The organism is Streptomyces sp. NPDC002156 (assembly GCF_053593675.1).
On sequence record NZ_JBSFDA010000067.1, the window covers coordinates 37,648 to 51,095 of the forward strand.

The following is a 13,448-nucleotide window of genomic DNA, read 5'->3' on the forward strand; positions in this document are numbered from 1 at the left end:
AATCCCGACCCCCATCACACCGGATAAGCCGTATGAATGTCCCCGTCCCGAATCACAACCTCCACCACGCTCGTCTCCCGTCCGCTTCCGTTGATGCCCACCGGGCTGCCATGGTCGAAGCGGTGCAGGTGGGTGTTCTGGCCGGCTCGGGCCCGGGGGTTGGGGATGGCCGGGGTTCCGTCGACGCCATCCATGAGGCGTCGGCCCAGGACGAAGTCTTCGCCGTCCCAGAGGAAGTCGTCGTAGAACTCGCCCGGCAGTGAGGGTTCCGGGCCGGTCGGGTCGGCTGTTTCGCGTACCCGGTCCTGGGCGCCGGGGCCGTGCTGGCCCTCGATGTGGTTCTCGCGGGCCGTGCTGATTCCGTGGTTGCTGCCCTCACAGCTCACCAAACCCCAAGGGTCGGTGAAGCGGAGGGGGTTGATCACGTACGCGTAATGGTTCGGGGCCGGGGCCAGGCCCAACGGGTCGGGGCTGATGTAGCGGGCGTTCTCGGGGTCGTAGTAGCGCCGGAAGTTGTAGCGCAGGCCGGTCTCGGTGTCGTGGTACTGGCCTGGGAAGCGGAGAGGGCAGTCGACCGGGGTGTCCGGATCGCTCGTCCCGTCGGCGAACGGCGTGCCCCACAACGTCGTGCGGGCGCGCCACGCTACCCGGCCCTCCTCGTTCACCAACTCCGTGGGAGTGCCCACCAGGTCGGTGACGATGGCGTAGAAACGGCGGTCTACCTCGTCCTCGTCGAGTTGCAGCAACGCGCGATTCGTACCGGGAGCCCATTCCCAGCTGCTCCTCCGGCCGCCGCCCGTCCCGTCGCTCTGTTCCGCCAGGTGTGAGCCGTCCCAGGTGAAGACGGTCTCCTCGATCACACGGCTGCCGTCGTCGGACAGCAGGCGTTTGGCGACGCGGCGGCCCAGGCCGTCGTAGACGTATGACCAGCGGCGGCCGTCCGGGGTGGTGACCTGGGTGAGGCGGTCCTCTGCGTCCCAGGTGTACGTCCACTCCCGCGCGCCGCCGGACAGCAGTCTGCGCGACTGCCGGACCAGGCGGCCCTGGGCGTCGTGGACGTAGGTGATGTGGCCGGCCCGGCGTACGAGCGTGCCCTCGTGGACGCGTTCCGCCCGCGGGCCCTCGGGGGTGTCGGCGCGGCTGACGTTGCCCGCCGCGTCGTAGGTGTAGCGCTCCGACCATCCGGTCGCGGAGACCGCCTCCACCCGGCCCAGACGGTCATGGGTGAAGCGGCGTGTGCCGTGGGTCTCGTCCTCGATGGCCGTGAGGTCGCCGTCCTGGCCGTATGCGTACGAGCGGTACAGCAGCCGTTCCGACTGTTCGCCGGACGACAGGCCCGCGCCCCGCGTGACCGTCTGGCCCGTCAGGCGGTGGCCCGCGTCCCACTCCTGGGACAGTACGGCCGTCCCGCCGAGCCGCCGCTCGGTCTCGTGCCCCGAGGCGCCGTAGCCGAACGACAGTGCGTTGCCCGCGAGTTGGACTTGTGTGGGGCGGTTGTTCGCATCCCACTCCCACCGGCTGACGGTGCCCGACGGTGTGCGCCGCTCCACGCGTCGGCCGAGGAGGTCGTACGCCGTGTGCAGAGCGCGGCCGTTGCACTCCTCGGTGACGACTCGGCCGACCGCGTCCCGGGTGAGGGTGAGGACTGTGTCCGGGGTGGCGGCCCCGATCAGCAGGCCTGCGGCGTCGTGGGTGAACGTCGTGACCGTGGTACCGGAGTGTCGTTCGACGACTCGGTCGCAGGCGTCGCGTACGTAGGTGGTGGTCTCGCCGGCGCCGTTGGTGCGGCTGGTCAGGCGGCCCGCCGCGTCGTAGGAGTAGGCGATCGTGCGGCCGCTGAAGTCGGTCTCGGCCACGAGTCGGCCCGCCGCGTCGTACGTGTACGACCACACCGCGCCCGACGCGCTCGTCACGGAGGTGAGGCGGAGTTCGGTGTCGTAGGTGAACTGGACTGTCGAGCCGTCCGCCTCCGTGCGGGTGACGGGGCGGTCGAAGCGGGTGAAGGTGTGAGTGACGCCGCGGCCGTCGGGGGCGGTGTAGAGGACCGTGTTGCCCTCGCCGTCGTACGACCAGCTTTCGCTTCGTCCGTCGGGCATGGTTCGTTCGGCGGGGCGGCCTTCGACCGTCCACCGCGTGCGCGTCCTTGCGCCGGTGGGGTCGACCGACTCGGTGATGCGCCCGAAGGCGTCGCGGACGACGTGTGTGGTCCCGCCCAGCGGCGCCGTCGTGGAGGCGGGCAGGCCCAGTGGGTCCGGCTCGACCTGGTGGGTCGCTCCCAGGGCGTTGGTGATGGAGAGGAGGCCGCCGGACGTGTCGTAGGCGAACCTCGTGACCGCGCCGTCGGGGTTCGTCGTCGCCGTCGGGCGGCCTTGCTCGTCGTACGCGTACCCACGCGCGCCGCCGGTCGGCAGAGTGATCGTCAGAGGGCGGTCGGAGGCGTCGTACTCGGCGGTGGTGGCCGTGCCGTCGGGCCGGACCACCGAAGTGAGGTTGCCGCGCTCGTCGTAGGTGAAGCGGGACGTGTGGCCGAGCGGGTCCGTCCGGGAGAGCAGCCGGTTGTACGGGTCCCACTCGGCGTACGTGGTGTTGCCGAGGGGGTCGGTCTGGGCGACCAGTTGGCGGCGTTCGTTGTGCCGGTAGGTCGTGGTGTGGCCCAGGGAGTCGGTGTAGCGCGTCTCTCGGGTCTCCGCGTCGTAGGCGATGGCGCAGGAAAGGTAGCCGTCGGCGCCCTCGCCTCGTATGCAGCGGTCCTGGTCGTCGTACGTGAAGCGGTACCAGGAACCGTTGCGGTCGGTCCAGGACGTGATGCGTGCGCGGTCGTCGTAGGTGAGCCTGAGCGGAAGGCCGCTGGAGTTGTGGATCTCGGCGAGGTGGCCGGCGGTGTCGTATCCGTAGCGGAGAAGTGGCGTGCCGTGGGGGCCCTCCTCCTCGTTGCGCAGCCGCAGCCCGACTACGCGGTCGCCCTCGGTGTCGATGTGCAGGTGGCGGCCTGCGGAGTCGCGGACGGCGGTCGGAGTGCCGGTCTCGTCCCGGTCGAAGTCGATGCGCCGTCCGCTGCGATCGGTCACCGCGGCCAGCGGGAGGACGAACGTGTCGTGGGCGGCTGCGGCGCTGCCGAGCGGGGCGAAGTGCCGGGTGTGGCCCGTGGCGGGGTCGGTGATGCGGATGGGGGCGCCGGGCGCGCCGTCCCAGTCGAGCGGCCAGCGCGGGCCTTCCAGCGGCATGACCGAGGTGCCGGGCGTGGGGACGGGGTAGACGAGGATCATGCCGTCGTCGGCCGCGAACACGGCGCCGTCGCTGTCCAGTTCGAGACGCTCGTCGATCGTGGACGCCCAGGACGGGCCGAACCAGTGGCCCCATCGGTAGGTCGAGAGGTGTGTGCGCCGCAGGACGAGGGGAAGGAGACCGGGAAGCTCGACGTCGGTCTCCTCCATGAGCATCTCGCCGGAGACCATGTCGACCGGGTCACCGTTCTTGCAGCGTGTCCTGGCGGGCTTGCTCGCGCCCACCGCGTCGTCCGCTCCCCGGCGCAGCCCGCCCCGCAGCCCCTTGGCCATGCCCTTGAGCCCTGTCTTGCCGAGGCCCTTCATGCCCTTGGCGAGTTTGCCGAGGGACGTGATGCCCTTGCCGCCGGGTATGCAGTCGAGGGCGGCGAAGCCCACGTCCCACAGGGAGGCCTGGCCTTTCGCGTATTTGTTGAGGGTGTCGGCGAGAACGACGAGCGCGGCGATCAGGACGATCGCGCCGAGTATCGGCCCGCCGATGATCATCGCGACGACGCCGACGACGGTGACGACGATCTTGCACACCGCGACGATAGAGTCCCAGTTGTCGGAGACCCAGTCGCCGATCTCCTCGTACCAACTGCGGTTCTGGATACCGGCGTCGGAGGCCTCGTCCAGTTTCCGCTTGGCGTCCCTGGCGGCCTCCTCACGCATCTGCCGTGCGTCCTCGGCCATCTTCTTCGCCGCGTCCAGAGCACTGGAGGCCGAGGTGACATCCGACTGGGCCGAGGTCCGCGCGGACTCGGCGTTCTGCGCGTCCCGGGTGGCCGCCCGCACCTTCGCCTCGTCGGGCTTGTCGACGTCCTTTCCGCCGGTCGGGTCGTCCTTGTACTTGTCGGCCTCCTTGGTCGCCCGGCCCACCCACGAATCGGCCGACGACAGACGGGACTTGGCCGACGAGAGATCGGCCTGCGCCTCCCGCCCCTTGGCGAGCGCCTTGTCCGCGAGCGTCTGGGCGCGTTCGAGCTCCGGCCAGTACGCCGCGAGCGCGTCCCCGGCCAGGTCGTAGGACTTCTTGAGCTTCTGCAGGTTCTTCGGAACGCTGGAGAACTCGTCGCGGAAGACGTCGGCGGTCTTGCCCACCGACGTCAGGATGGCGTCTTCCCCCGCCATCCCCTTCACCAGCCGCAGCGCTTCCGAGACGTCGTCGGCGAAGTCGTGCAGGGTCCTCGCCAGCGAGCGCACCCGGGTCGGGTCGCCCGGCGTCGGGTCCTTGTCCAGATCAAGAACGTGCCAGTCCGTCGGCCGATGTCCCACGTTCGTCCCCCGTCGCACTGCTTCACTCAAGGCGCGTATGCCTCAGCAAAGTTACTCGATCCCTGCTCGTAGACTTCGGGCGTGAGCGACAACGATGTGACGCCTGGTGATGCTGCTTTCCGTCAGCCCCGCTGGGAGCAGGCTGGCACGGCGGAGCTGAAGCAGCTGGCCGAGTCACGTCCGGAGGAACTGTACGAAGCGGCGGAGCAGTTGTGTCGTTCGGCGTTCCGTGAAGGGCCCGAGGGGCTCTCCGCGGCGCGGGCCGTCGGACGGATCGCCGATGCTCTCGCCGACACGCGTTCCCGGGACTGCGCGAGGTTCGCCGTGGCCATCGTGGAGCTGCTGCTGCCGCTCGGGCCCGAACGGCGGGCGGAAAGCAACCGGGTGGGGCGCTCGGTGGCCGAGACGCTGGTCAAATCGCAGCAACTGCGTGATCTGGAAGTTCTGTTCGGGGAGCTGCCGGAGCGGCTCGATGATCCCGCCGTGGAGGTGCGGGCCTGCGTCCTCGGCGAGCTGGCCATGATCGGTGCGGGGCGTGGTCGGCCCGCCCTGGACGCCTACGCGGAGAGGCTGCGCGAGCTGGGGCACCCGCTGGCCCGGCTGCCGAGGACTCGCCTGGACGTCGAGCACCGGTTCGGGGTCCGCGTACGGGGCCTCGGGTCCGTGAAAACCCCGGACCAGCTACGGTCCCGCTTCCCGGAGATTCCCCCGACCGACAGCGGTGCGGCAGTCGGACGTACGGCCGTTGAGAGTCACGACGCCGAGCGCGCGGCGACGGTCGCCGAGCCCTTCACCGTCAGCGGTTGGTCCCGTGAGCCCGAGGCGCGCTTCTTCGCACTGCCGGGCCCGCTCGATCCGGACGACTTCAACATCGCGTTCGTCAAGGAACTGCCCCTGGACTGCCTGGAGGGCGAGGGCACCCGCCGGGGCGGTGCTCTCACCTGTCACACCACCCCCGACGACGTGATCAACGAACTGTTCGCGGCAGCGCACAACGGCGGGGTGAACGGCCAGGGGCAGGGCGCCGAGTACGCCCGACTGCACGCCTGGAACAGCCTGTACGCGCTGATGGGGCTGCCCGACGACATCCCGTTCCCGGAGGCGGTGCGGCACGCAGCCGACTGTCGGTGGCTGCGGTTCATGGCGTTCACGGACTGGTTCCACCACGACACGGCGGACGTGGCCTTCGCCGTGCTCGATCCCAGTGGTACCCGGGTCACGGTGCTTGCGGCGACGGACACCGACGCCGACGCCCGGGTCTAGAACGGCATCGGGTGCCCCACGTTCCCCAACGCCAGGCACCTGGCCCCGTTCAAGTCCCGCCCATCTCACATGGACCCAGCGCACGCCACCACCACTCCCAAGACCACAACAAGGCCCCAACGGGCTGACACAGTAAGGCCCTTGGAGCGCGGAGTTACTGTAGGTTCCTGCTATGAAACAGGGCAAAGGGATCGAGAATCCCGAGTCGCGCTTCTCCACGGTGCTGCTGGCGGCAGCAAAGCTTCCGGGTGTGCGGATCAACAGGGAGGCGTACCTCCGAAGCGCGCTGGCTCGCCACTGCTCCGAGGACGACATCCGAAGGGCGATCGAAGAGACCCCCGCAGCGGCGGGCATCTCTGTCGAGGTTCTCGACAAATTGGCCAACGACTCCATCCGCTACGAGACCGCCAAGGTCAGCGCCCTCTCCGCCGCTGCCGGGATTCCCGGCATCCTCGCCCTTCCCGCCACGGTGCCTGCCGACCTGGCCCAGTACTTCGGCCACATGGTGCGTATCGCGCAGAAACTCGCGTACCTCTACAGCTGGCCCGATCTGTTCTCCGACGATGGTGACGATGGTCATGACGTCGATGACGCGACCATGGGGGTACTCACGCTGTTCTTCGGCGTGATGTTCGGCACCCAGTCGGCGAACGCCGCTGTGGGGAAGGTCGCCGGGATGATGGCGGAGCAGGTCGCCAAGAAGCTGCCCCAGAAGGCGCTCACCAAAGGTGTCATCTACCCGGTAGTGAAAAAGGTTGCGGCATACCTCGGCGTTCAGATGACAAAGCAGTCCTTCGCGAAGAGCGTCTCGAAGGCCATCCCTGTCGTCGGGGCCGTTGTCTCCGGCGGGCTCACCCTTGCGACCTACCTGCCGATGGCCAAGAGGCTCAAGAAGCACCTCTCAAGCTTGGAGCTGACGAAACCCTCGCACCGAGTCGTGGATGACGAAGTCCTGGATGGCGATGTCGTGGATGGGGAGGTCGTGGAAGACCACGAGCCCTTCGCCGTAGCAGACGCTGAACAGCACGACACGGACGCCACTGTCATCAAGCTGGAGGAATCCCAGTCCTGACGCCGCAAGCGCACACTGAGGTTGAGGACTCGCTCGTCACCCTGCCTCGGCGATCACCGCGAACCGCGAGAACCCGGCGACGCACCGGACATCAAGGGCGGGTCCAGGGCAGCGATCTCCCGGTCGAAGAAATCGTGGAACCCCTCGCCACGCTCATAAAGCGCATCGAATCCGGCGTTCGTTTCCCGGATCAGTGAGCGGTCGGTGTAACGGTTGGCTCCTGCTGCATTTCCATCCTCGTCGTAAACGACCTCATACATGGCCACATCGCCGAGAATCACCACTTCTGGAACCGGGTGCCTCCGCTCGATGTTCGAAATATCGCCCGCGTCGAGGACCTTGATGTCGTCGCCCATGTCCACGCGCACACGCAGGACGAACAACTCCCATTGCACATACGGCGTGATCGGGAATTCCACGACACGAAGGCGGCGGTGCGTGACGCCGAGTTGCGATGCCCGGCTGAGTTCCTGGGCGTACTCTTCGCGCCTCTCGTCGGCCAGGGACAGGGCCCTCTGCCAGTCGCCGTCGGCGAAGGCCTCCCAGCTTGGGAAGCCGCGTTCCTGGAAGTGCTGGCCGCGCTCGAGCTTGTTGAGGAAGCCGACCCCGCTGGCGTGGACCCGGCTTAAGTCCGCGTGGTACGTCGGGCGGTCCAGGCGTTCGGAGGTGCCGCCGGGGAAGGAGTCAAACACTGGGGATGTCCGGTTTCGCCGCGATGAGCATGTTCCTGGGGATGACCACGAGGCGTTCGTCCGACCCGATCGAGACACCGTCGGGCAGGTTCCTGCCGAGTGAGTGGGTGACGTCCCGGCCGATGACGGCGATGTCGCCGTTGGCGAGTTCCCAGATGTCCGGGCAGTCAGGAGTTCCGGTTGTGATTCCGAGTTCCTGGGGTGTTTTTCCCAGGCGCTGTTTGAAACTCGTGTCCGGATCCGCTTCCCATGGCCTGGCCATTTCCGTCGCCCCCTCGATCAGTCTGGATCGTCTCACTGTAGCGTGCACCTTGCCTGCCTGACCATGTGTTAGACCCTGCTTGCGGGGGTATTGGCGAGGATTGATTCCTCCTTGTCTCATGTCGCTCAAGGGTGGAATGATATTGGTCGGAAAGAAAATCATGCCAACGCCTGGCAGACGACACTTTCCCACTCTGCTGTCGGAAAATCGGGTGAACGGGGGGCGACTGTGGACCCGGAAGTGACCTTGCTCGCACAGAGCGCGGGGACCACCTTGGTCGCGTTGATGGCGACCGATGCTTGGCACCATGCGCGTGACGGGATTACGCGGCTCTGGCGCCGGACGCAACCCGGACGTGCCGAGACCGTCGCCGCCGAGTTGGAGGCCGGCCGCGAGGACGTGCTGGCCGCCGTGGCGGCGGACGACCAGGAGACCCTGGACGAACTGCGCCTTCAGTGGCAGGGGTTGGTGCGGCGGCTGCTCGTCGCGCGTCCCGCTGCCGTCGAGGAACTGCGCGTGCTGCTGGACCAACTCGATCCCGGTGGCTCGGCCGCCGCCCGGCAGATCACCCAGCACGCCACCGCGTCCGGCCAGGCCCGGGTCTACCAAGCCGGACGTGACCAGCACATCGCAGAGCGATGACGGGCGGGACGGACGGCCACGCGGAGGACCAGGGACGCGTTTACCAGTCGCGGGGCGACCAGCACATCAGCGAGCACCACCACTACGGCGGTGACGGGCCTGAGCGCGGCGGACCGGACTCCGTGCGACATCCGGCGGTCGGTAGGCCTCCCGTCGCGCTCCGCGACCGCAGCGAGGTGATGGAACGTCTGCGAGCGAGCGTCGAGGTGGAGCGAGGCGGCCAGGTCTACGTGCTCTACGGCATGGGCGGCTCCGGCAAGACGGCGGTCGCCTGTGCCCTGTTCCAGGAGGTCGCCGGAGAGCAGGGCCGGGTGGGCCTGTGGGTCAACGCCTCCGACCGTGCGAGCCTGCGCGCCGGCATGCTCGCCGTCGCCGCCGACCGAGGGGCGAGCGACGGCGAACTGCTTGCCGCACGGAACGGCCTCAGGCCTGCCGCCGATCTCGTCTGGACATATCTCGACCGTTCCGCCGAACCCTGGTTACTGGTCCTGGACAACACCGACGAGCCGGAGATCCTGCGGGACGGCAACTGGTTGCGCACCAGCCCACGTGGCACCGTCCTGGTCACCACACGGCGAGCCGCGGCCCGGTGGTGGCCGGGCGCCGAGCTGCAGTACATCGGCGTACTGCCCCGAGAGGACGCCGCGCTCGTGCTGCGCGATCTCGCCCCGCACAGCGGTACGACGGAGCAGGCGGCGCGGGTCGCGGACCGGCTCGGGCGCCTGCCCCTCGCCCTCACCCTGGCGGGCGGCTTCCTCTCCCACCAGGTCATCGACCCCTGGACGATGGACGCCTACGGGGACCAGCTCGACGGAGACGAACGGGTCCAGCTGATCGACCGGGGAGCCGACGCGCTGTCCGAAGCGGACCCCCGGCATCTGGTCGGCCTGACCTGGCAGTTGACCCTCGACGCGTTCGAAGCGCGCGGGCTGCCCGAAGCGGCGGCTCTGCTCAGACTGCTGGCCCGGTTCGCCGCCGAACCGCTGCCGCTGACTCTGCTCAACCACGCCGACATCGGCGCCGTACTGCCTCGTGCCCGAACCGAGACAGCCCTCAGGGCCCTCCTCGACCAGTCGCTGTCCGAACTGGTCGACGCCGCCGGCGCACGCTGCGTGCAGAGTCACGGCATCTTGCTCGACAGCGTCTCGGCGGCGACCCCAGCGGACCTGGTGCCCGCCCTCGACACGACAGCCGTCCGGCTGCTCGACGCGGCCGTGCCCGGCGTACCCGACGCGGGTCCGCACGATCCGCGACTGCGCCTGTTGGCGCCACACGTGCTGACCCTGCTGAGTCACATCGGCGGGCCGTCCGCCGCCGACGCCCTCGCCGTCGCGACGCGGCTGTCGGTCGCGCTGCACCGGACCGGTGACTATCTCTCCGCCTGGGAGACCGCCCGAAGCGCGGCTGACCTCGCACAGCGACTCCTCGGCGCGGACCACCGCACGGTCCTCGCCGCCCGCTCCAGGGCAGGGCGGGCACTGTTCCGGCTGGGCAGGTACGCCGAAGCCGAAGCGCTGCTCCGCGCGGTGCGAGACGCCCAGGAGCGCCTGTTCGGCACCGACGACCCCGACACCACGGACAGCGGCTACGGCCTCCAGCTCGTGCTGGCGAACCTCGGCAGACGCGAGGAATCCGTCGCGCTGCTCCGCGACACCGTCGCCGGGCGGCGCTCGGCGCTGGGCCCCGCGCATCCGCTGACCCTGCGGGCCCGCGCCAGCCTGCTGGAGATGCTGCCCGCCGCCGAAGTGGTCACCGAGGAAGGCGGCACGCTGCTCACGCTGCCGTCGGAATGCGATCGGTCCCTCGGTCCCGACCACACCGTGACCGTGGGCGCCCGGCACAACCACGCGTGGGCGCTGTATCTCCTGGGCCGCTTCGACGAGGCCGACCGTGAGATGCGGTTGGTCGCCGAGACGTATGTGCGGCGCTTCGGGCCCGAGTACCCGATCGTGCTTGCCGCCCGGCAACTCCTCTCCCGGACCCGGGCCGCGCTCGGACACGTGGAGGAGGGGATCGCGCTGATGACCGACGTCGTCGAGCGACGGGCACGTGGCCTGGGCGCCGAGCATCCTTTCACGGTCGCGAGCCGTCGGTTGTTGGACGAATACCGATCGGGTCGATGGCGCCCGCCGCAGCCGCCTGGCGGATGACAGCGGGATGCGTTCCGGATCGCGCGGTCTCTCCCCGCTTGATGCTGATCACAGGCCCTGACACAGCTGCTGAACGCCGGGCAACCCGCTGCCGTTCGGGCCTCACAAGAGCAGATGCCTCACATATGCACCACCGGCGCCGCATCCGGATCCGCAACCGGCACCCCCGCCGATAAAGCACAGCGCTGATGACCAACCCGACCGCGAAGAACACCGCCGACCACCAATAAGCCGTCGAGTACCCCTCCAAGCCCGCCTGTGCCAGCACCCCCGGATCCTTCGGGTTCCTCCCCTCCAGGTAGTTCGCAACCGCGCTCGTCGACAGCGTGTTCAGCAGCGCCGTCCCCAGCGACCCCCCGACCTGCTGCATCGTGTTCACGGCCGCCGAGGCAACCCCCGCGTCCACCGCCCGTACCCCCTCCGTGGCCAACCCCAGCCCCGCCACCACCAGTGGCGGCATGATGTCGCCGGCGTAGCCGCTGTTCAGGCTCAGGCCTGTCAGCCAGACCATGCCGGCCGCCGCGAGGCCCATGCCCAGTGGGACTATCGGCTTCGGGCCGATGCGGGGGACCAGTACCGTCGTCGCGATCGTCGAGGCGATCATCAGTGCGGCGATCATCGGGAGGAAGGCCAGGCCCGTTTTGATGGGCGTGTAGGACAGGGTCTGCTGGAGGTAGTACGTCAGGAAGAGGAAGACGCCGAACATGCCCGCGCCCAGCAGCAGGACCGAGATGAACGACGCCCCGCGGTTGCGGTCCAGCAGGACGCGCAGAGGGAGGAGGGGGTGCGGGGAGCGGGTCTGCCACCAGGTGAACGCCGCCAGCAGGGCCGCGCCTGTCGCCAGGAAGCCCCATGTCGCCGCGGAGCTCCAGTCGTGAGTCTCCGCGTTCGAGAAGCCGTAGACCAGGCAGAACAGGCCCGCCGAGACCAGGATCGCGCCCGGGATGATCGACCTTCCGCTGGCCCGGCGGCTGGGCCGGCCCCACCCCGCCACGCCCGGGCAACTCGCCGCCACCGCCGAGTCGTTGGCGACCCTGGTCATCAACGGGCTGCTCTCCACGGGGGCCGGCAGCCCCTGAACCTCAGGCGTGGCTGCCCGGGGCGCGGTCCAGTGCCGCCATCAGTTCCGCCCTTCTGCGGATGCCCAACTTCCGGTACGCGCTGGTCAGATGGGTTTCCACCGTGCGGCGGGCCACGTGCAGCAGCTCCGCTATCTCCGTGTTCGTGCGGCCGTTCGTCGCCAGTTCCGCTATTCGGCGTTCGCTTGCTGTGAGTGCCGTCGCCGTGCGGCGGGCGCCGCCCTCGCGCAGGGCCTCGTCCGCTGCCGAGCGCAGGCGTACGGCGCCCAGGCGTTCCGCTCGTTCGGCTGCCTCGCGCAGTGACTTGCGGGCTCGGGCGCGTTCGCCGGCGGCGATCAGTTGGCGGCCCCGGGCGATCAGGGTCGGGATCAGTTCCGTTTCGACGGAGGCCTCGCGCAGGACTCGTACCGCCTCGTCCGTCAGGTCCAGGCCGTGGCGTCCGCCGGTTGCCGTACCCAGGACCCGCAGTGAACGGCCCACCAGGCGTGGGGTGTTCCACACCCGGGCCAGGCGTAGTTCCTCCTCCGCCAGCGCCAGGGCCTCCTGGGGGCGGCCCAGTGCCAGCCTGCACTGCGCTGCGGCTGCCCGCCAAGGCGTGACCACCGGGCTCATCACGTCGCGTGCGGACTGGCGGCGTCCGCACTCCAGGAAGTCCCCCAGCGCGCCTGCCGCATCACCGGAGGTGGCGCGCACCACGCCCCGGGCGTACAGGAAACGGTTCAACTCCCAGGAGTCGTACGCCTCCCGCAGATCGAACGCGTCGGCGAGCTGCCAGGCCTCGTCGAGGCGGCCCGTCTCGACGAGCGCCAGGAGTACGTGTGCCTCCACGTTCGTCGGCGCGGTTCCGGTTCCGCCGTCCGACTCAGCCGTCCCGGCCTTGCTCCCGCTACCCGCTTCGCTCCACGGCCCCTCCTCACCCCCCGTCGCCCACTCCAGCCCGAATCTGAAGCTCGACCCGGAGGCCTCGTTCGTCCCCGGGGCCTCCCCCTTCCACGACTCCGGTCCGCTCAGCAACTGGGCGTAGTCCCCGCGGGCGGCGGCTATGTCCGCGCGTACGTTCAGCAGGGCCTCGTACATCGGGTGGAGCAGGGTCGGGCGTTGGCCGGTCAGGCCTCGGTCAGTCAGGCGTTCGGCCTCGTCCAGTTCGTCGGCCCATTGGGCCACCGCTGCCGCCGTGCCCAGGAGGAACGGCTCCGCCAGGGGGTCGGCCGGTTCCGCCAGCAGGGCGCGTACCTGCTTCATGGCGGCTTCCGCCGAGGTCAGGCCCGCTGTCGCCTCGTACCGTACGAGGAGGGCCTGGCCGGCGGGGCCCAGTGCCCCGGGGGAGTGTTCGGCGGTGTCGCGCAGCCAGCGGTACATCTCCTTGCGGATCGTCTGGTCGTGGTCGCCCAGGAGTGCCGAGGCCGTCTGGACCGTGCGCAGCAGGTCCGGGTGGTTCGTCAGCTGGCCGTCCAGATCGCGGAGCAGGGTCACCGCCGCGCGCGTCTCGCCGCGTCTGGCCAGCGCCGTACCCAGGGCCACCGCCGCCTGGACGCGGTACTGCGGCTGGCCCGGCAGGCGCATCGCCTCGGTCAGGCGGGGGATGCCCGCCGAGGAACGTACCGAGGCGAACTCCAGCGAGCCCAGCTCGGTCAGCACCTCGGCCCGGCGGCCGTCAACCGGGGCCGGTCGCCGCACCAGACCTGGTGGCGGCAGTGGTCCAAGGCGGACGAGCAGGCCGTGCACGAGGCGCTCGCCGCGACCAACA

At 69.6% G+C, this 13,448-nt stretch carries 8 protein-coding genes and 1 pseudogene; 4 read left to right on the top strand and 5 right to left on the bottom strand.

The features are described from left to right. Window positions 1–14: 14 nt before the first annotated feature. A complete protein-coding gene (locus ACWCRB_RS25650) occupies window positions 15–4,541 on the bottom strand; it encodes a DUF6531 domain-containing protein (protein WP_450998269.1) in 4,527 nt (1,508 codons plus the stop codon). 81 nt (window positions 4,542–4,622) lie between these two features. Here ACWCRB_RS25650 and ACWCRB_RS25655 point away from each other — a divergent pair, with 81 nt between their 5' ends. Both ACWCRB_RS25655 and ACWCRB_RS25660 read left to right on the top strand, forming a co-directional pair. Then, window positions 4,623–5,804: a DUF6183 family protein gene (locus tag ACWCRB_RS25655; RefSeq protein ID WP_450998270.1), complete on the top strand. Its 1,182-nt coding sequence runs from the start codon at window positions 4,623–4,625 to the stop codon at window positions 5,802–5,804. A 172-nt stretch (window positions 5,805–5,976) separates the two neighbouring features. Next, window positions 5,977–6,876 carry a hypothetical protein gene (locus ACWCRB_RS25660; protein WP_450998271.1) on the top strand — a complete coding sequence of 300 codons (900 nt, stop codon included), beginning with the start codon at window positions 5,977–5,979 and terminating at the stop codon, window positions 6,874–6,876. A 53-nt stretch (window positions 6,877–6,929) separates the two neighbouring features. On the opposite strand, the gene ACWCRB_RS25665 is transcribed toward ACWCRB_RS25660, so the two are convergent. Together ACWCRB_RS25665 and ACWCRB_RS25670 are read right to left on the bottom strand one after the other, a co-directional pair. Continuing rightward, window positions 6,930–7,568, bottom strand: a complete 639-nt coding sequence (locus ACWCRB_RS25665) for a DUF6879 family protein (protein ID WP_450998272.1) — start codon at window positions 7,566–7,568, stop codon at window positions 6,930–6,932. Then, the gene (locus ACWCRB_RS25670) at window positions 7,561–7,830 is read right to left on the bottom strand and encodes a hypothetical protein (protein ID WP_450998276.1); all 270 of its coding nucleotides are present in this window, start codon (window positions 7,828–7,830) and stop codon (window positions 7,561–7,563) included. Before ACWCRB_RS25670 ends, ACWCRB_RS25665 begins: the two co-directional genes overlap by 8 nt. Before the next feature lie 228 nt (window positions 7,831–8,058). Here ACWCRB_RS25670 and ACWCRB_RS25675 point away from each other — a divergent pair, with 228 nt between their 5' ends. Together ACWCRB_RS25675 and ACWCRB_RS25680 are read left to right on the top strand one after the other, a co-directional pair. Beyond that, window positions 8,059–8,472, top strand: coding sequence for a hypothetical protein (locus ACWCRB_RS25675; RefSeq protein ID WP_450998273.1), 414 nt, complete (start codon window positions 8,059–8,061; stop codon window positions 8,470–8,472). After that, window positions 8,469–10,622, top strand: coding sequence for a tetratricopeptide repeat protein (locus ACWCRB_RS25680; RefSeq protein WP_450998274.1), 2,154 nt, complete (start codon window positions 8,469–8,471; stop codon window positions 10,620–10,622). The genes ACWCRB_RS25675 and ACWCRB_RS25680 overlap by 4 nt, the downstream gene beginning before the upstream one ends. A gap of 119 nt (window positions 10,623–10,741) precedes the next feature. Here ACWCRB_RS25680 and ACWCRB_RS25685 read toward each other — a convergent pair. Together ACWCRB_RS25685 and ACWCRB_RS25690 are read right to left on the bottom strand one after the other, a co-directional pair. Beyond that, window positions 10,742–11,640: pseudogene (locus tag ACWCRB_RS25685) on the bottom strand (MFS transporter); the annotation flags it as partial. Window positions 11,641–11,704: 64 nt separating this feature from the next. Then, a partial coding sequence (locus ACWCRB_RS25690) for a LuxR C-terminal-related transcriptional regulator (protein ID WP_450998275.1) occupies window positions 11,705–13,448 on the bottom strand: 1,744 nt, incomplete at its 5' end.

Excerpts from the sequence above, each read along its gene's own strand:
- ACWCRB_RS25660 (WP_450998271.1), top strand. The coding sequence starts at position 5,977 with ATGAAACAGGGCAAAGGGATCGAGAATCCCGAGTCGCGCTTCTCCACG.
- ACWCRB_RS25670 (WP_450998276.1), bottom strand. The coding sequence starts at position 7,830 with ATGGCCAGGCCATGGGAAGCGGATCCGGACACGAGTTTCAAACAGCGC.
- ACWCRB_RS25680 (WP_450998274.1), top strand. The coding sequence starts at position 8,469 with ATGACGGGCGGGACGGACGGCCACGCGGAGGACCAGGGACGCGTTTAC.